At 41.4% G+C, this 18,898-nt stretch carries 12 protein-coding genes and 1 pseudogene; 10 read left to right on the top strand and 3 right to left on the bottom strand.

The window, feature by feature from the left end; all coding sequences use genetic code 11:
• The first annotated feature begins 195 nt into the window (after nucleotides 1-195).
• Both FBB35_RS18785 and FBB35_RS18795 read left to right on the top strand, forming a co-directional pair.
• Nucleotides 196-2,718, top strand: a pseudogene (locus FBB35_RS18785) (TonB-dependent siderophore receptor).
• Nucleotides 2,719-2,741: 23 nt separating this feature from the next.
• Nucleotides 2,742-3,890, top strand: coding sequence for a PepSY domain-containing protein (locus FBB35_RS18795; protein WP_174710910.1), 1,149 nt, complete (start codon nucleotides 2,742-2,744; stop codon nucleotides 3,888-3,890).
• 66 nt (nucleotides 3,891-3,956) lie between these two features.
• Here the strand turns inward: FBB35_RS18795 and FBB35_RS18800 are convergent, their stop codons facing one another.
• Both FBB35_RS18800 and FBB35_RS35520 read right to left on the bottom strand, forming a co-directional pair.
• Nucleotides 3,957-5,228 (bottom strand): ISNCY family transposase, encoded by a 1,272-nt coding sequence (locus tag FBB35_RS18800; RefSeq protein WP_254625616.1) that lies wholly within the window; start codon nucleotides 5,226-5,228, stop codon nucleotides 3,957-3,959.
• A 384-nt stretch (nucleotides 5,229-5,612) separates the two neighbouring features.
• Entirely contained in the window at nucleotides 5,613-5,738 is a 126-nt protein-coding gene (locus FBB35_RS35520) for a hypothetical protein (RefSeq protein WP_302480916.1), read from the bottom strand.
• A gap of 284 nt (nucleotides 5,739-6,022) precedes the next feature.
• Between FBB35_RS35520 and FBB35_RS18805 the strand changes: the two genes are divergently transcribed.
• Complete coding sequence (locus tag FBB35_RS18805) at nucleotides 6,023-6,355, top strand: helix-turn-helix domain-containing protein (protein WP_163937968.1); 333 nt, start codon at nucleotides 6,023-6,025, stop codon at nucleotides 6,353-6,355.
• A 338-nt stretch (nucleotides 6,356-6,693) separates the two neighbouring features.
• Here FBB35_RS18805 and FBB35_RS35525 read toward each other — a convergent pair whose 3' ends face one another.
• Nucleotides 6,694-6,825 (bottom strand): hypothetical protein, encoded by a 132-nt coding sequence (locus tag FBB35_RS35525; protein WP_302480917.1) that lies wholly within the window; start codon nucleotides 6,823-6,825, stop codon nucleotides 6,694-6,696.
• Here FBB35_RS35525 and FBB35_RS18810 point away from each other — a divergent pair.
• The 7 genes from FBB35_RS18810 (at nucleotide 6,816) to FBB35_RS18840 (ending at nucleotide 18,898) form a co-directional block, all read left to right on the top strand.
• Nucleotides 6,816-7,613: a hypothetical protein gene (locus FBB35_RS18810; RefSeq protein ID WP_174710911.1), complete on the top strand. Its 798-nt coding sequence runs from the start codon at nucleotides 6,816-6,818 to the stop codon at nucleotides 7,611-7,613. The genes FBB35_RS35525 and FBB35_RS18810 overlap by 10 nt on opposite strands.
• Nucleotides 7,614-7,692: 79 nt before the next feature.
• The gene (locus tag FBB35_RS18815) at nucleotides 7,693-8,598 is read left to right on the top strand and encodes a hypothetical protein (RefSeq protein ID WP_174710912.1); all 906 of its coding nucleotides are present in this window, start codon (nucleotides 7,693-7,695) and stop codon (nucleotides 8,596-8,598) included.
• Nucleotides 8,599-8,840: 242 nt separating this feature from the next.
• A complete protein-coding gene (locus FBB35_RS18820; RefSeq protein ID WP_174710913.1) occupies nucleotides 8,841-9,749 on the top strand; it encodes a DUF5895 domain-containing protein in 909 nt (302 codons plus the stop codon).
• Nucleotides 9,750-9,774: 25 nt separating this feature from the next.
• A protein-coding gene (locus FBB35_RS18825; protein ID WP_174708235.1) for an ISKra4 family transposase occupies nucleotides 9,775-10,841 on the top strand; the annotation gives its coding sequence in 2 pieces (ribosomal slippage) (nucleotides 9,775-9,931 and nucleotides 9,931-10,841; 1,068 coding nt in all).
• 13 nt (nucleotides 10,842-10,854) lie between these two features.
• Nucleotides 10,855-11,670 (top strand): CHAT domain-containing protein, encoded by an 816-nt coding sequence (locus FBB35_RS18830; protein ID WP_174710914.1) that lies wholly within the window; start codon nucleotides 10,855-10,857, stop codon nucleotides 11,668-11,670.
• Between the two features lie 21 nt (nucleotides 11,671-11,691).
• Complete coding sequence (locus FBB35_RS18835) at nucleotides 11,692-15,804, top strand: CHAT domain-containing protein (RefSeq protein WP_174710915.1); 4,113 nt, start codon at nucleotides 11,692-11,694, stop codon at nucleotides 15,802-15,804.
• Between the two features lie 85 nt (nucleotides 15,805-15,889).
• The gene (locus tag FBB35_RS18840; protein WP_174710916.1) at nucleotides 15,890-18,898 is read left to right on the top strand and encodes a CHAT domain-containing protein; all 3,009 of its coding nucleotides are present in this window, start codon (nucleotides 15,890-15,892) and stop codon (nucleotides 18,896-18,898) included.

The raw sequence follows: 18,898 nt of genomic DNA on the forward strand, positions 1-18,898 counted from the left end.
GTTATCACCTAATTCCTGTATTATACTCTCAATAGCTATTAAAAAATTTTCTCAATTAATAGGCAAAAATATTTGCCCTGTTCCTAACTAACTCAATTATCTTGGTGTGAGGAAAATATGTGGAATTTGCAACTGCCGTTGTTGGTGGCTACTTTGGTGTCGGTGTTTTTTGTACAGACTGTATTGGCACAGGAGATGAGTCAAAGCGAGAATCTGACAAAAAACCGAGAAATTCGTAGCTTACGTCAGATAAAATGGCCAATAACTCATGCAAGTCAACTATTATCGCAGTCTCCACCGCAAACAACATCCCCCATCCAAGTGACAGGTATCCGGTTGAGTAAAACTGACTTGGGAATAGAAGTGATTCTAGAAACCAAACAGGGCGATCGGTTACAACCAACTAGCCGTACAGAGGCAAATAACTTAATTATAGAGATTCCTAATAGCAAGCTAATTTTACCTAATGACCAAAAAGAGTATCGCAACGATAACCCGATCAGCGGAATTACATCAGTAACAGTAACTCAGCTTGATGGGAATATTAGCCGCGTGACGGTGACGGGAAGTGCAGGTGTACCGCAAGCAGAATTATTTGACTCCGATCAGGGATTGATTTTTGGTTTAACACCATCTGCATCTACTGCACAGCAACCACCAACGTCACAACCACCAACACAAGACAAGCCGACACCAGAAAATCAGCCGGAAAAACCCTCAGCTTCTACTGATGAGCCAATTGAGTTGGTAGTCACAGGTGATCAGGACACAGGATATAATGCGCCAGACGCGGCAACTGCTACCAAAACAGATACACCCCTCCGGGACATTCCCGCTTCAATTCAGGTGATTCCTCAACAGGTGATCCGCGATCAGGGTGCAATCAGCGTCAGAGATGTAGTGCGTAATGTCAGTGGTGTCACTTATGCCAGTTCATTTGGCAGCCGTCGAGAGAGTTTTACCGTTCGGGGCTTTGGTACTGAGACCTTCCTGAATGGGTTTCGCGGTGAAGATTTCACGCGAACCCAAGAGGAGAGTGCAAACATTGATCGCATCGAAATCTTGAAGGGACCTGCATCCATTCTGTATGGACGGGTAGACCCATCAGGAATTATCAATCTAGTCACCAAAAAACCACTGTTTAATCCTTTCTACGAATTGAATTTTACAGCCGGAAGCTATAGTTTCTACCGTCCAACCTTAGACTTTACAGGTCCACTCAACGACGAGAAAACATTAGCGTATCGTTTGAACATTGCCTACGAAGATGCAGGGAGTTTTCGCGATCGCGTACAGACTGAGCGATTCTTCTTTGCACCATCTTTTACCTATAAGCTAAGTGAAAATACGTCATTAAACCTAGATGTATCGTATCTGCGAGATGCACGACCAATTGATCGGGGACTGGTGGTACTGAGTGACAATAAAGTTCCTAATATTCCCCTGGGTCGCTATCTAGGCGACCCGACCAAGCAGGAACAATTTACCCAAACCCTGGTAGCCCTTTACCTCGATCATCGCTTTAATTCCAATCTCTCGCTCAAGTCTGTGTTTCGCTATACGGCAAGTACTGAGAGCGGTCCCGGTGCCACTCTACAAATCTTTGATGATACAAAAGACGATCGCACCTTTGGCTTGGGCGATTCTATTGGCAATCAATACTATGAAACCTACTCCTGGCAAAATGACCTGACTGCCAAAATCAAAACTGGAGCAATTCAACATACGGTATTGCTGGGTTTAGAACTCACGCGAGAGAAGAGTTTCTTTTCTGGGACAAGTCGTTCGGCAGGATTCATTGATGTTTTTAACCCCAGCTACAACTTTACTTTTGGTGAGTTTGATCCCTTGAGAACTGGTAATGATATCACTGAGACTTTTGATATTTACCTGCAAGATCAAATTACCTTGCTGAATAACCTCAAACTGCTACTAGGTGGAAGATTTGATACCTATCACTATGAATCCACTTCCAATGATGTTGCAAATACGCCCGACAACGCAGATGCATTTACCCCACGTATAGGTATTGTATATCAACCGATTAAAGAAGTCTCACTCTACAGCAGCTACAGTCAGTCTTTTACCCCTAACAGCGGTAGAAGTATCAGTAATCAACCCTTTGATCCCCAACGTGGTACAGGCTATGAAGTTGGAGTCAAAACAGACTTGCTTAATAGTCGGTTATCTTCAACGCTGGCTTACTATGATACAAGGCTGAAAAATATCCTCACCGACGATTTAGATAATCCTGGCTATTCGATTTAAGTCGGTGAACAGCGTAGTCGAGGTGTTGAGTTTGATGTCGCAGGTGAAATTCTTCCTGGTTGGAAGCTGATCGCATCCTATGCTAACACCAATGCAGAAATTACCAAAGACAACACATTCGCGATCGGCAATCAGCTCAATAATGTGCCGCGCAATAGTGGCAGTTTATGGACAACCTACACTCTGCAAACAGGTAGTTTGAAAGGGTTAGGGGTTGGGTTTGGAGCATTTTTTGTCGGTGAGAGGGCGGGAGATTTAGCTAATTCCTTTGTGGTTCCTGGTTATACTCGCCTGGATGCAGCACTGTACTACCAAAAAGATAATTTCCGAATTGGACTCAATTTCAAGAACCTCTCTGACATTAGGTATTTTGAGGGGTCACAAGGTCGAACTCAGGTTATTCCAGGCGCACCCTTTATTGTACAAGGTACGATTTCATATTCGTTTTAATTGGTACGGTAGGAGTATCCACTATGACATCTAAAACGGTATATAAAGTTATCTTTGGTTTACATCGCTACATCGGGTTAGCTGTGGGACTGATTGCGATTATTATTGGTTTAACTGGTAGCTTGCTGGTCTTCCAATCCGAAATTAGTGATTTTCAACGGCATAACCAGATCGGAACGATTACGCCTCAAGGGGAAATGTTGCCGATTCAGGTCGTTCTGAATACAGTCAAAAAGAGCTATACCAACCAACCCGATGCCAAGCTCAACCGAATTTATGTGCCAACAAAACCAGATGCACCATTCAATGTCATCTATGCAACCAAGGAAAATGATTGGATTGAAAATTACGTTGATCCTTATACAGGAGCAGTTCTCGGTAATAGTCTCAATTCCAACTCTATAGACCGCTTTTACAAGGTTATTTATGCACTCCACTACAGTCTGCTAGCAGGCGACATTGGATACAAAATTGTTGGCACCGTTGGTTTACTGGTGTGCATTTTAACGATTACAGGAATATTTCTCTGGCCTGGTTGGAGGAAGTTACTAGCAGGCTTTAAAATCAAGCTTGATGCTCATCCTAAGCGAGTGAACTTTGATATTCACAAAGTTGCTGGTGTAATTGCAGGTGTGTTTCTTCTTTTCACATTTTTCACAGGTTTTTGCTGGAATTTTAGTGAGTTTAGTGAGCCTGTGATTCGGACAATCACCTTTAGTTTCAAGCAGGAAGCTGTTTCTCAACTTATCCCCGGTCAGTCTTCTTTGAAGCTTACCGAGCAATTGAAAACTGCTCAAGCTCAATTACCCAGTGCAGAACTCAGAAGCGTTTATTTTGCTCAAAAACCAGATAGCGCTTTGATGATTCGCTACAAGTTTCCGCAAGAAATAGAAGACGGTGGCAGCAGCTATGTCTACCTCGACCAGTATAGCGGTAAGGTATTGCGATTAGACAATGCATTGAAGCCATCGTTAGGTGATCGCATCCTCAACTCTTTTGACCCACTCCACTATGGTACTTTTGGTGGCTTACCTACGCGCATTCTCTACGTGTTCGTAGGGCTTGCACCGTTAATTCTATTCATCACTGGGTTTGTGATGTGGCGGTATCGTCAGCGCACAAAACCACATATTCACACAATATCAACAGCAATTCCAAATTCAAAAATTTAAGAGGAATTAGTCGCCGGAGAGAGTGGTGAGTCGTTGAGCATGAAGTCAATTAAATTCTGCCAGCTGTCAAACAGGAAATACTTGGTGAGGCTGAGGATATCTTGAAATAATCCTTGACGAGTGCCGCGCTGCAAGCGGATTTGAAGGCACGGGTTTGTCAACCAAGTGCAAAACGGTGTGGAAGAGAAAGGACAAGAGATTGAGGGTGAGCAGGAAGCAGGCCAAATGGTGTTGCCCGTGTCCAAAATTGTGTTCTAGATGATAGCCCTTGGTTTTGAGAACATTGTGGTTTTCATTTTCGGTCTTCCAGCGACTTCTACCCGCGCTAACCACCGACTGAACAGTCTTATCTGTCAGCTCATGGCAAGTGACGAAGGCATTTTGGTAAAGAACTTTGCCATCGGACTGACGAGTGAGCGTGAGTTCGCACCAATTGACTCCCAAGGCGGGTTGGGTATCTCTCAAGGGAAGGTGATTGACGTAGCGATAGCGGTAAATTTCTTTCGAGCGTTTGTGCCATTGGAATGTTTCTAAGGTCTTGACCTCTCCAATGTTCTCCAGATAGTTTAACCAATCATAAAGGGCAGTATGAGATTCGGGCAGGCAAGTGAAGATGAAATTCATCCCAGAATCCAAGCAATGTTCAACCATTGGTTGACGACTATAGAGGTCATCCCCTAAAAGCGTGATGGGTTGATTTTTGAATTCTGAGGCATAGTTATTTATCCATCGTTTGGCCGCTGCCACTTCCGAATCTTGTTTTCCAGACCCATCTTGAGGGGTGATGAACTCAGGGGCTAAGGAAATCACCTGGGGCTGACCTGGTGCTACAATTACAGGCAGAATTGCGCTATGAAAGTAAGTAATACTACCGTTTTTATGAGTGCGACTCGAACAACACTCACAGTGAATAGTCTGAGAACTAAAATACTGAGTGCCGTCTAACGTCACCAACAGATGTCCACCCAGACAGTGATAGGGCTTTAAGTACCCATCCCTGTGCAATGACTGGTAAATCCAGATGAACACCCGAAATAATCCCTTGGCTGTAACTTCGTCCAGAATATTCCGAATTTGAGGTGTGGTCGGAATTTGTGTCAAGCCAAACAAGTTTTGGGCATTATCTTGCCCATGACGGCTGTGCATTTGACGCTGATGTTCCAAAAACGACTCATACTGCATGAAAAATACTGAAAAAGCACCCAGCACAGTATCTTTGATGCTGTAGCGTGTCGCATTACTAGCAAGCCTTGGGTCTTTAATTTCAGCGTTAGCGAAGCTCGCCGTAGGTATCGCTCTTTGAAAAAATCCTAACATTACCCCAAAACTCAGTGTCATCGGCTCCATCTTGATGCCCTTGAAGAGATACTCTTTTATCCTCAATGTAAACTGTACCCGTTGTCAAAATTTGAATTTGGAATTGCTGCAATATCAAATTCAAATTTGACAAATTGACATTTTTATGGATCACTGATTTTGGATTCGCGCAACAGCAATCAAAGGCAACACAGCAATTCTCATTATGAGAATTGTTATCATTACTTGAAGAGTAAAACTAACTGATGTTACCTGAAAGCTGTTGAGAATGCTGCTTGAATGTGAAATCGAAGTATGTCTGGCTATGTAAAACAGATTATTAGGGACAAGAATATACCAGGTAATACATCGAATGAATCAGGAATATCCATGTATTACACGGAATTGTGAGTATTCTCAAAAAGTTTACTGCCTGATCCAAACGATGGTTCCAGGCGGGTAATTTTTTCGCTTGAGTTTGATTAGGGGCAAGGATATCAATGTAGGTAGCGATCGCTGACTTCTAGCTGGGAACCATAAAATTAGAGTCATTTTTAATACTTATTATTTTGTCTGACAAAAGTTTAGGGTTAGCTTTAGGCATCTGGGTAGCATTAACATAGCCCTTGGGTATCGCATATTTGCCTATCTGCCCAGACTGGGGCATTTGGTTAATTTCTGAATCACGTCAAAAGTGTGTCAGCATTGTAATTAGTTCACTTTGTTGTGAATAAATCAATTGAGCTAAGTGATCGCATTGCTTCCCGGCGGGCGATCGCTTTCACCCTTGCTTGGTGTAGCCTTATGGTTGACACCAGTATATTAATAATATTATCATGTCAACTGGCGAGCGCAGTGAAAATAAAATTAAAGTAAAAATGAATATCACAGTAGATGTAACACCCATCGCTGCGTTTAGGTGGAATGAAGAAAATGCCCAAAAACTCAGGGAGCTAAGAGACAAAGCTGGATATAGTAGACAAAAGCTATCTGATGCTGTGGGAGTTTCTGTGGCTTATATTCAGCAGCTAGAGACTCCTCACGTCTTTATTAACAAACCAAAAAAACCAACTCAGATGACTGTTAGTACAGAAATTCTAGAGAAACTCTGTGCTGCTTTAGATGGGGACATCACTTCACTTATTTGGAACATAGATTACAACAGCTAAGAGAAATATCCACTACGCCCACCAGTAAAATATACTTGACAGCTACTGGTGAGCGTAGTAATATTGTAATCATAAGAGAAGAGACGAGCGCGATGCCTCTTTTGAAAAACAAAGAAGCGCTCAACCCCAAATTTGATTAACACAAAACATAGATTTGAGAAACAAGAACCCCCCGTCGCATAGCACAAGGTACGCCAGGTAAAGTCGGCTGGGGGAGATACTCAAGATCACTCAAGAAATCCACTCATACTGCAATCAGGGCAGCCGCTCAATAGGTTCTTTAGAGCCTTGTGCTGTGAATTCTTGCTAGACAATAACTGAAATTCAGAAATATGAGGCTACGCCAAATCTTTTTGAGAGCGTTGCGGTAAACCACAACGTTGTTCACGCAAAACAAAAGGCGATCGCAGACTTAGCAGGTACGGCGATCGCCTTTTTACCCATTTAAGAGGTATTTCTAATGATGACACAACTTTCAGCCCCTACGCTAACAAAAGATCCGTTAACCACACAGGATCGCCAAATCATTGCAACCATCGTGAATCAGTCGGACTACTCAAAAGAGTGCCAGCCCGAAGATGTAGTGACTATCTGGATCAACAGCGATGATATCGTGTGGGTGAAAATGACTCACGGCTATGCTCGATACCACAAACAATCTTTCAAACGCGCTGTTGCAGAAGTTAAAGCGAGTCTTTCTGCTTCAGTAGAGCGCAATCAGCAACTAGATGAGGAATTAAAACAAGCTGCTGACAAAATTGGTTTGTTGGGTGAATGTGACTGGTTATCGTTAAGTATCCAACCCTATCCTGACAAGGTAATCGGTTATGCTGGCTGCTACACCTCACAAAAGCCTCGGATATTAACCTCACTGGCTCAATGGGACTTTACACCACTCAAATGGAATATGCCTGCTGCCATCTATCCAGACTGTGGTGGTCACGGCTGCGGCAACTGCTCTTATCGTGGTACTCGTGCAGAAGACTTGTGTACGCCAGTGGACGGCTACCGATTGACCTATGTAGGACGCACTGACACCCAGACGGCTCACAACGTCTATCTAGATGGTGAGTTTTTGGGGATACTCTTCAAGGTTAGAAACGCTGATGAAGTCTGGGAAAATGACACCAAGACATACTATTGGCAGCGTAGCAATGGCGTGAAGTATTGGAGCGTCAAAGAGGCTGTAGAGGCGCTATCTAGAGTGACGGCTCCGGTTGAACTGCCTCTTTTGAGTCGGGAGTTGATAGCAGTGTAAGTGAAATGGTGGGTTCTCATACCCACCACACAAGCTTTTCTCAATCCTTGTAAAATAAAACACAGTTCGCCTTTAAAACATGAGTAGCAAGCCTTACGATCAGTTTTCTAAGGAATTATTAGAGGAGTTGTTGTCTCCTTTAGGTAGAGTAGAAGTTAACAAACAAGTCACTGATGAAGCCAGATTTGTTGACGTTTTGTTTACAAGCACACCAACTGCCCAAGCTCAAAATCTTGGATTATTGGGTAGAATCGCTGTACTAAATACGGCACTCTTAGAACCATTCCGCAATCAACCAACTAGGTCAGAGGTACGCAACTGTTTCCTGAAACTGTTCACCGTGATTGCAGACTCACAACGCAAAGCCAAGCGAGAGAAAACCAGCTTACCAGAAGATAGTTTAGCTCGTTTGTGGATTATATCGCCTAGCGCTTCCGCCTCTCTGTTGGAGGATTTAGAAGTTAAACTAGACTTAGAAAACTGGACGACTGGAGTTTACTTTTTCCAAAAATGTTTTCGAGCAGCAATAGTAGCGGTTAACAAGCTACCAGTAAAAGAGGAAACATTATGGCTGAGGATTTTGGGTAGAGGCGAAACGCAACGTACTGCCATTGATGAATTGCTGGCATTACCCGAAAGCAACCAATTAAGACAAAACACTCTCAAACTGATTACTAATTTGCGGGTCATTATAGTTCAACAGCAAGAAACTTTAACAGAAGATGAGCAGGAATTAATTATGAATTTGTCGCAAGCTTACCAGCAGTGGGAAGAAACCACTAAGCAACAAGGAGTACAAGAGGGAGTACAACTTGAACGCCGTCAAGTTGTAGAAAACTTGTTGAGATTCCGGTTTGGTTCTGTTGATGAAGAACTGTTGAGAGTCGTTGATAGTTTGTTGCAGTTAACGCCACAAGAATTTACTCCGCTATGTCTTCAATTATCCCGTGAAGAGTTGTTGGTCAGGTTTAATTCACAAGGATAATCTTAATCCAATAACTGTTTTATAAAGCGCTTTTGTAGTAACAAGAGCGCTGTTTTATTGGCTCTGCACTTCATATATCTGTAGTCAACGGCTTCGCCAAGACAAAAGTGAAATGTATTGGTAGTAAATAGAATGGTGTCAGAAAATTCTCTTCCCTCACTGTTTTAAAATCAGCGCCACCCAGAATTAGAGCTTCGCTTAGTTTTTGTGAAAACTAACATTAAAGAAAGGCAGCAGCTACTATGACAGCTTTTGACTTTGATTCTACGGTACATAAAGCATACGAAAAAACCCCAGCAGCCAAAAGCATTCCTTCACCCGCAGGCATTTGGATTGCTCACGAAAACCAACAGTTAGCAGGGTGGTACGAAAATAAAGAACTAGTTGGTGGTAAAGAGTATAAAGTTCTCACTAACAAGTTGGACGAAAATGATGAAAAGATAGGCATTCCTGGCGCTCTCTATAGACAACCACGAATACTTGTGATTGGGCGATCGCCTTTGCTATACGGAAGCGATAGAAAGGTGATTGGAGTTTGGCGAAAAAGTGATGGTTTGGACAAGAACGCCTACAAATTCGCTAAACGGCACATGGTGATTTTCGTCGATGCCCAAAATCAACCTCTTCATATCGCACTAGTACAAATAACTGCTTGGGGAGTGTTTCAAGTTTCGTTCGATCAGCAATTAATGGCATTTCGTGAAACCTGCGAACAAGCTTACGCAAGTTTCCAAGGCAAACATCACCAACCAAAGAATTTACTTTGGCATTCAATGTGGGTATTTTGTCCCACATTGAAAACAGAGAAACGTGAGAAAGGGGGACAAACTTCCAATGCTTGTGTATGTAGCGGATACGAAAAGCCAACCGCACCCAACTGGGAGGATTATTGTATTGGCAAGAAACCAATAGCTCAAGAAATTGCCCTTGTGCATAATTCCATCAGCGATTGGTGGAAAAAGGGATTGCCTAACAATAACTTACCAAAGCATACATCTCATGCACTGGATCGCAATCAATTGATGATGGAGTCACAACGATTGATTGAAGCTTTGGGTTGGGGAGAGGAAAAGGGCAAACAGTTTCTCATAGAGAATTATGGGGGGAGCATCCCAGTTTTTTGCAAAGAAGACGAAAATCAGTCAGGATAGGTAAGACGAGTGTATTTACTTACCGATGACCCCAGAACAAAAGCAAGCTCTTCAAAAACATATTCAGGCGATTGCTAAAATATTGTATGAAGATACGTCAAAAGAAAAGCTCACAAATCTTGCAGCAATTGAAGAAGCAGTGCGGAGTCAAATGCAGAAGCATGTTATGCCAGAAGTAGGGGTTTTTTTATCGAAACGATTACAGGGACAACCGCAGGATACCAACGACGGCTCAAAAGCATTCTTGGAGAGTTAGCAATAACGAGCAAACAAGCCATTGAATTAGAAGTCGCACCAAGTACTCAACTGAGTCCATATCTAGAAACTTGTTGTTTGAGGGTAAGTGCGAATGTCAGCTATGAAGATGCGGCATCAGACATCAAGTATTTTACGGGCATAGAGGTTTCTCACAGCAGTCAACAGAGATTAGTGCATCGCCAGAATTTTGAGTTGCCAACACCAGAACAGACAATTGAAGAATTAAGCGTCGATGGTGGAAACATCCGTGTCCGAACTCCTAAAGGTCAAATATGTGCATGGCTTGGCTATAAAGCAATTAGCTTACATCATCTCGGAATCTTGGGAACTTCATTTCAGAATAATCAGATTGTGATTGATTGGGTTAATGACCAACCACTGGCTAGCCCACTCACTTGTATTGGTGATGGACATGACGGCATTTGGAATATAATTGACCAATTAGCACCTGATGCACAACGTCGAGAAATACTTGATTGGTTCCATTTAATAGAAAACCTCCACAAAGTTGGGGGTTCACAAAAACGCTTGAAACAAGCACAAAATCTACTATGGAAAGGCCAAGTTGAGGCTACTATTGCCTTATTTACAGATTGTAAAGGCAAACAAGTACAAAACTTTTGCCGTTATCTTGATAAGCATCGCAATCGCATTATCAACTACGAATATTATCAAGCTGAAGAAATTTGTTCAATTGGTTCAGGTTCAGTTGAATCTGCCGTTAAACAGGTTGACCGTCGAACAAAAATTTCCGGGGCACAATGGAAACGAGAAAATGTGCCTCAAGTCCTAGCCCATCGCTGTGCTTACCTCAATGGATTATTGTCAGTTTGAGCCACTTTAAAAAGTGAGATGCTCCCAATTACTGCAACAAGCACAAGCAAGGCTTCGCTCTGAGTTTAATCGCTTCTTTGCCCTCCAAAATCCCGCAGAAGACCTCAGTTATACCAACCTAGAAGTGCAAGCTATCCAAAAATATTTTCAATCTCGTCATATCCTGATTAAAAGCGATGCTAAGAAAGCTAATCTTGAGTTGAATGAGCGATCGCGAAAATCTCTTCATACTGCCAACTGCATTCATTTTTCCTGCCACGGTTACTTCAATATCGTAAATCCTCTGCTCTCTGCCCTCCTATTAGCAGATTGCTACGTCCCTGAAGAATGCAAACCCAATTCCAACTACTACATTCACCTGAAACTCCAAGACAATCAGGTTATCGATTTACAAAAATGCCTTACCTTGGCAGATTTATTTACCCTTAACCTTAACAAATGTCGCCTTGTTACCCTATCTGCTTGTGAAACTGGGTTAACCGACTTCAGATCCCTCAGCGACGAGTATATCGGTTTACCTAGTGGTTTTCTCATTGCGGGTGCTTCTGTTGTCGTCAATTCTCTATGGGTAGTAAGTGACTCATCAACTGCCTTTTTAATGGCGAAGTTTTACGAAAATTTACAAAATCAGACTTCAGTGGCGATCGCCCTTAACCAAGCCCAACTTTGGCTGAGGGATATCACTGGAGCTAAATTGTGGCAATGGATTCAAGAAAAACAGCTACCTTTAGACCCAACTCAAAAGTTACACTTTAGAAGAATCCCAACTAATAGCAAGCCATTTCAACACCCTTTCCACTGGGCAGCTTTCTGTGCCATAGGTCAGTAATGGAGAGAAAAGTCATGACGAATGAGCAATGCCAAAATGCTTATAATTATGATTCGGGGAATCCTGAATTCTCTCAGCAATTGGGAATTTCAGAAAGGACAATTGCAGATTTTCCAGCAGGTTTTAGAGATGCGGCAGCAAGGCGATCGCCCAAGTGAGACAGAAGCACTGATCAGCATGGCTGACTCCTACAATCGCTTGGGTAAATACACTCAAGCGCAGGAATTGATTGAGCAAACCTTAGCAATTGTCCAACAGGCTAGTCTCCAGCAACAGCAGCGTCTCCAATCGATTGAAGCAGAAGCCCTCAAACTGCTGGGAATAGTTTATTTTGGGCAAGGGAATTTTACCAAAGCACAAGAGACTGCACAAACAGCCTTAGCAATGCACAAACAGTTAGGCGATCGCATAGGGGAGGGAGCAACATTGATTGTTGTGAGTGCAGCTTTGATTCATCTGGGGCAACACTCTGAGGCTAAGGAGGCGTTAGAAGAATCGCTTAAAGCCTTAAGAGAACCAAGTTCTTCACTCGATGAACTAAAGTGGCGGCGGTTTTACGAGGGTGAAGCTTTAGCTTGGATGGGAAATATTGAGATGATCTCAGGAAATCTTGAACAGGCAGCAAGGACGCTAGAGCAAGCTTTAGCAGTGAATCGAGAGACGGGTAATCGCTCCTATGGTGAATTGAATACTTTGTGTTCTATTGCTGCGCTTCACAGTAGTCAAGGAGAGTTGGATAAAACATTAGAAAGCTATCAGCAATTACTGAGTCTCAGCAGAGAGATTGGTTATCGTTTGTATGAAGGTATTGCGTTGATTTCTATTGGAGGAGTATATCAGGCACAAATGCATGACAATCAAGCATTAGCTAACTATCAACAAGCCTTAGAAGTTTTTAAAGAGATTGGCGATCGCCAAAAAGAAGCCGAAATAATTGTGGCGATCGCAGATATTTATGCAAAACAAGAACAATCTCAACGACTATCATTAAAACATTATGAGCAGGCTTTAGCAATAGCTAGAGACATTAATAATCGCCCGATAGAAGCTAAATGTTTGTATGCAATTGGTATTATCAGAAGTTCGCTAAAGCAATACCCTCAAGCAATCGAAGCTTATCAAGAAGCTTTAGCAATTTTTACAGAGATTAAAAATCTTTTGGGTATAGAAGGCGATATGGCTCTTGCAGGGCTTTATACGTTACTCGGACAGATTTATAGCATCTCTGGACCTTATTCTGAAGCGCAGGAATGTTTCGCTCAAAGTCGAACACTTTGGCAAGACTTGTTAGTGCAAGTGAGAGAAAACAGCAATCATGAGACAGAGAGTTTAATTCTTAATAATCTTTTGGCTGCGTATATTGCTTCTGGACTGAACTGTTCATCTCAACAGCAATATAAGCAAGCTAGAGATGATTTTCAAAAGGCGTTAGACTTAGCCAGACAACTTAAGAACAAAGAGCAAGAGAAAGGATTGATAGGGCAACTTGTGGTTAACTATTGGTATCATGGTAAGGCTTGTGAAGTGCAACGAAACTATGAGGGCGCGTTAAAAAGTTATCAGCAAGCTCGGAAAATTGCTAAAGAGAATGGTTTGCAATCCTGGGAAATGCATATGCTTCTTTATGTCGGACAAATCTTCACTTCCAGGCAGGATTTTGGTCAGGCATTGAGTTACCAGGAGCAAGCACTAGCGATCGCCAAAGAGAGTAACGATAATTCTAGACAAATTCAGTCGTTTTTAGAACTGGGAGTTGTTTACAAAAAATTGTCACGTTACGAAGAGGCATTAAATGTCTATCAACAGGCATATACCCTAGCACAAGAAGAGAGCGATCGGGGATTGGCTGCCAGTCTGCTTTTTGGTATTGGTACCATCTATGCTATCCAAAAACAATATGAACAGGCATTGAATGCTTACCTGCAAGCTCAGGAAGCTACGCAAAATAATCCACTTGCTCCGTTTGTGAATAATATCAATGCAGATAATATAGAAGAGTTTTACTTAATTGCACAGCAATATAGTTCAAATATAGGAATTAGTCCGTTGGTAGACAGTTGCACTGATTCACTGGCTTATTATGGTTCAGACGGACTTAAACAAAAATTCGCCCTCGATAACATCAATTTTTTAGCAAAAAAAGCCAATCAAACTTTCCTAACTTTGAAAGGGGCAATTTTTCATGCAATGGGGCAACTTTATCTTAATCAAGAAAACTACAGCCAAGCTTTTACATATTATCAACAGGCGCTCCCAATCCTTCATGAAGCTGAAGCTGTGATGGAAGGTGCAACTCTCGGCGATCTTGCGATTATTTATAAGCTTCAAGGACAATACGAGCAAGCGTTAGAATGCTCTCGACGTGGATTAGAGATTAGCCGAGCATTTAACAATCGCATTAATGAGAAAGACGCTCTCAACTCTTTGGCAATAGTTTACTGGGCAAAGGGAGACATTTCACTAGCTTTGGATACTTTAAGTCAAAAAGCCGAAGTGGAAAACGAAACCTTTGCGCTTAATCTCGCCATTGGATCGGAAGAGCGTAAACGGGCATACATTGCAGGGCAAGATCGCTCTATTGATACAATTGTCACTTTCCATCTGCAAGCTGTTCCACAAAATCCGGAAGCTTCTAGACTGGCGTTCGCCACTGTTCTGCAACGTAAAGGACGCATCTTGGATGCAGTTTCAGACAACATACAACGGTTACGCCAAAATCTTCAAGCTGAAGATCAAACGTTATTTGACGAATTGAGTTTATTCCGCAACAGTTTAGCGGATCTTTTTTATCACAAACAAAATACTCTTTCGGCAGAAGAATTTAAAACCCAGGTAGCAATTTTAAAAGCGAAAATTGAAGAATTAGAAGATACATTGGCGCAACGCAGTATCGAGTTTCGCACTCTTGTCCAACCTGTAATGGTCGAAGCAGTCCAAGCGTTGATTCCGGTAGATGCTGCGTTAGTGGAATTTGTGCGATACTTTCCTTTTAATCCCAAAACCAGTTCTATCTCCGAAGCATGGGGTTCTCCTCGCTACGCAGTAGCAATTCTGACCTGCCAGGGAAACCCCAAATGGATTGACCTTGGCGAAACAACACCAATCGATCGGGCTGTCAAAGAGTTTAGAGATAAACTACGGAATCGGCAAAACCAGTTGTCTGACTTACAAGAAAGCGTTCAAGCACTCCACAATTTGCTCATACCCAGGATTCAGACAGAATTGGGCGACATTCGCCATTTGCTTATTGCTCCAGATAGCCAGCTTAATCTCATTCCTTTTGCTGCTTTAGTCGATTCACAAAATCAGTGTTTAGGCGATATCTACACTATTAGCTATCTGACCTCTGGGCGTGACTTATTGCGATTGCAAGTTGAAGGGAGCGATCGCCCAATTCAACAAGATGCTGTGATAATTGCTAATTCAGACCTTCATGGAATGCACATTGAAACAAAAGCGATCGCTTCTTTTCTCCAAAATGCACTACTGCTAAAAGACAGCCAAGCAATTAAAGAAACGTTGAAGCAGTATTCTCCCACCATTCTCCACATTGCAGCCCACGGCTTTTTTAGTCGGTCTACAGACGACCCAGTTCTCAACGAGAATCCACTTTTACGTTGTGGTCTAGTACTGACAGGAGACAACACCGATCGCAAAGACAATGAAAAGGTTGTGTTAACAGCTCTGGAAGTGACAGGACTAAATTTGCGCGGCACTCGTTTGGTAGTACTCTCTGCCTGTGAAACAGGGCTAGGGGGTGTTTTGGACGGCGAGGGAGTGTACGGATTGCGTCGAGCCTTCGTCATTGCTGGGGCCCAAAGCCAAATGGTGAGCCTGTGGAATGTGGATGACTTGCCCACAACTTTTTTAATAATCAATTTCTACGATCGTCTGAGCCACCAGCATTCTTATCCAAATCTAGAAGCCGGCTCAGTTGCGATCGCGCTTAATCAAGCTCAACTCTGGTTAAAGAATTTGACTAAGAGGGATTTGGAAAAATGGATTGAAGAAAAACAGTTACTATTAGACCCGACGATGAGGATGAATCTGCGTCGTCGTCTTTATAAATTAGAGGATGATGCTAAACCTTTTAAATCGCCTTTCTACTGGGCAGCGTTTTGTGCAATTAGTTAGTGATGGCAGAACAAGCCACCACCTCTGTTTGTAATTGACGACAGGCTACTATGAAAAGATAATATAGGCGCAGAGAGTTTTAGCAATGTGGTATATAGAAAGCTGGCTGGGAGAATGGATAAATTCTTTCTCTGAAACATTAATTACCAGATCTCAACTTTTTGAGATATATCGTGACGAAAAGAACTGGAAATACATACTGTTTATAGAAAAAATACTTAAAAGTGTATTAAAAAACACGAGTAATACTCAAGCTATTTACCCACTGCTTCGAGAAAATATAGAATACATTGATGATACTCTGGCTGATATACTATACCGCTGGGGAACATGCAAACTAAAGGAGGCTCATGAAGAGCAAGCAGCATACATGGCTGTTGCTATTGGAGAGTTTGGTAGTCTTTTACTAGGATTTCGCATGGGCGACGAATCCTGTAACAAAGAAGTCGCTATCGCTGCTTGTGAAGCCACGTTGACTTATTATTCTTCAAGTAATATGCCTATACTATGGGCTACCATGCAAAACATTCTAGGGTCTGCTTATGTGGAGAGAAAAAAAGGAAATAAACAGAAAAACCTAAAAAACGCGATTAAAGCTTTCAAATCTGCTTTAAAGGTTTTCACTTATCATGCTTCACCTCAAGAATGGGCAGTTGTTCAACACAATCTTGGCAATGCCTACAGTCAAATAGAAGAAGATAGAGTAGATAATCTAGAAAAATCTATTATCGCTTATAAAGACGCTCTATTAGCCAGAACCAAAGAAAAATTACCTATAAAATGGGCGATGACACAAAACAATTTAGGGGGTGTCTACACGGATAGAATACTTGGAGATAAATCAAAAAATATAGAAGATGCAATTAATATTTTAAAAGATGCTTTAGACATAAGAAGACGACAGACTTATCCATTTGAATGGGCGCAAATACAACATAATTTGGGAAAGGCTTATGGCGAAAGAATTATCGGAGATAAGCTAGAAAATTTAGAAAAAGCAATTACGTTTTGCGAAAATGCTCTGATATTTAGAACCCAGGAAAATTATCCTTATTACTGGGCAATGACGAAGAATAATCTGGGAGTTCTATATCTTGATAAATATTTTGTCTGTGAAAATATTGAGGATAAGACAGAGAGTATAGAGAACGCAATCGCTGCCTTGAAAGATTCTTTGGATGTCTATACTCAAGAAAGTATACCCTTCCAATGGGCGATGACGCAACATAATCTCGGTAATGCCTATATTAAAAAAGTTGACAAAGAAGGAGAAAATAATTTAGAAAAAGCAATAAATGCCTTTGAAGCTGCTCTACTTGAAAGAAGTCAAGATAAAGCACCTTATTACTGGGCAATGACGCAAAATAGTCTAGGAACTGCATATCTTAATTCTAATGACCTGAAACTAGCAATTGCTGCTTACCAAGCTGCTTTAACTATTTATACTCATGATACATTCCCTTCTGAACGTGTGAAAGCTTTATTTAATCTTGGTTTCGTTTATCAAAAAGCAGAAGAATTTAATAAAGCTTTTGCTACATACAAAGAAGCTATTGATACCATTGAGTACCTTCGTGAAGAAATAATATCTGGGGTTGATGTAAAACAAAAACAAGCAGAGCTATTCAATCGTAACTATTTAGGTATAGTAGAAGTCTGTCTAAAACTGAATAGGATAAAAACAGCAATTGAGTACATCGAACGTAGTAAAACGCGCAACTTAGTCGAACTTCTTCTTGAACGTGACTCAAGTAATTTTTTCCCATCAGAAGTATTTTCCCAATTAGAAATCTATAGAGACGAAATAAAGAAGGGGCAATACAAAATTCAAAGTGGTGAAGCTAAAGATATCAAGACTCTTTCCTTACGATTACAAAAACTAAGACAGCAGCGTAACGAATTACAGAACGAATATCTACCTATTGGTACTAGTTTTAATTTTGATAAATTCCAATCTACTTTAGACAATAAGACTGCTATTGTAGAATGGTATCTAACTATAAATAATATAGAGATTTTCCTTATAACAGCTAATAGTATTGAGCGACTTTGTACGTCTCACGAAAAGTATGATAAAGATGTTTTCATTGACTGGTACAACGATTATCAAAAGTTGTATCGAGACAATCAACAAAAGTGGAAAAATGAACTTTCTTCTTATCTTCTGGAGCTTTCAGAGATTCTACAGATCAAGGAAATCGTTAAACTCATACCCAAAAGCTGTACTAAACTCATTCTTATTCCATATCGCTATTTACACTTGTTGCCACTTCATGTACTCCCCGCAGGTAATAATGAGCTACTGTTTGAAAAATTTATAGATGGTATTAGTTACGCTCCTAGTTGCCAAATACTACAGCAGATACAACAACGCGAGTTCTCTGGTTTCCAAGCTCTGTTTGCTATTCATAATCCTAAAAACGATTTGCAATCACTACCATACGCTAATCTAGAAGTTGAAGTCATCAAAACGTTATTTTCTTCTGCTATAGTCTTGACAGGAGAAAAAGCAACTAAAGATAATGCGAAGCTTGCTATGACTAATAGTAAAGACCAACAAACTCCTCACTATCTTCACTTCGCTTGTCACGGAGGCTTTAATCTTGGAAATCCTCTAGAATCAAATTTAGCATTAGCTGGAGATGAATCTCTGACATTGGGCAATTTATTCGAGCAAAAATATAACCTTAATCAATGCCAACTCGTTGTCCTTTCCGCTTGCGAAACAGGCTTAATTGATTACAAAAATGACAGCGATGAATACATTGGTTTACCTAGTGGTTTTCTCTATGCAGGAAGTCCCAATGTTGTCAGTAGTTTATGGAAGATTCAAGATATCTCAACAGCTTTTCTAATGATTAAGTTCTACCAAAACTTGTTTTTACATGAGACAGTAGCGATCGCCATTAACCAAGCCCAACTGTGGCTGCGGGATGTAACGAAAATACAGTTAGAGGAGTGGATTACAGAACATCAGTTAAATTCAAATCCGACACTTAGGAATCAGCTACGCCGTCGGTTTCATAATATGCCAGATGACGAGCAACCGTTTCATTCACCTTTTTATTGGGCGGCATTTTGTGCAATTGGTTAG

It is taken from the genome of Nostoc sp. TCL240-02, from assembly GCF_013343235.1.
Classification (GTDB): domain Bacteria; phylum Cyanobacteriota; class Cyanobacteriia; order Cyanobacteriales; family Nostocaceae; genus Nostoc.

What these genes read in the sequence shown, in the direction of transcription:
- FBB35_RS18795 (WP_174710910.1), top strand. Translation starts at nt 2,742, where the DNA reads ATGACATCTAAAACGGTATATAAAGTTATCTTTGGTTTACATCGCTAC.
- FBB35_RS18800 (WP_254625616.1), bottom strand. Translation starts at nt 5,228, where the DNA reads ATGACACTGAGTTTTGGGGTAATGTTAGGATTTTTTCAAAGAGCGATA.
- FBB35_RS35520 (WP_302480916.1), bottom strand. Translation starts at nt 5,738, where the DNA reads ATGACTCTAATTTTATGGTTCCCAGCTAGAAGTCAGCGATCGCTACCT.
- FBB35_RS18805 (WP_163937968.1), top strand. Translation starts at nt 6,023, where the DNA reads ATGTCAACTGGCGAGCGCAGTGAAAATAAAATTAAAGTAAAAATGAAT.
- FBB35_RS18810 (WP_174710911.1), top strand. Translation starts at nt 6,816, where the DNA reads ATGATGACACAACTTTCAGCCCCTACGCTAACAAAAGATCCGTTAACC.
- FBB35_RS18815 (WP_174710912.1), top strand. Translation starts at nt 7,693, where the DNA reads ATGAGTAGCAAGCCTTACGATCAGTTTTCTAAGGAATTATTAGAGGAG.
- FBB35_RS18820 (WP_174710913.1), top strand. Translation starts at nt 8,841, where the DNA reads ATGACAGCTTTTGACTTTGATTCTACGGTACATAAAGCATACGAAAAA.
- FBB35_RS18835 (WP_174710915.1), top strand. Translation starts at nt 11,692, where the DNA reads ATGAGCAATGCCAAAATGCTTATAATTATGATTCGGGGAATCCTGAAT.
- FBB35_RS18840 (WP_174710916.1), top strand. Translation starts at nt 15,890, where the DNA reads ATGTGGTATATAGAAAGCTGGCTGGGAGAATGGATAAATTCTTTCTCT.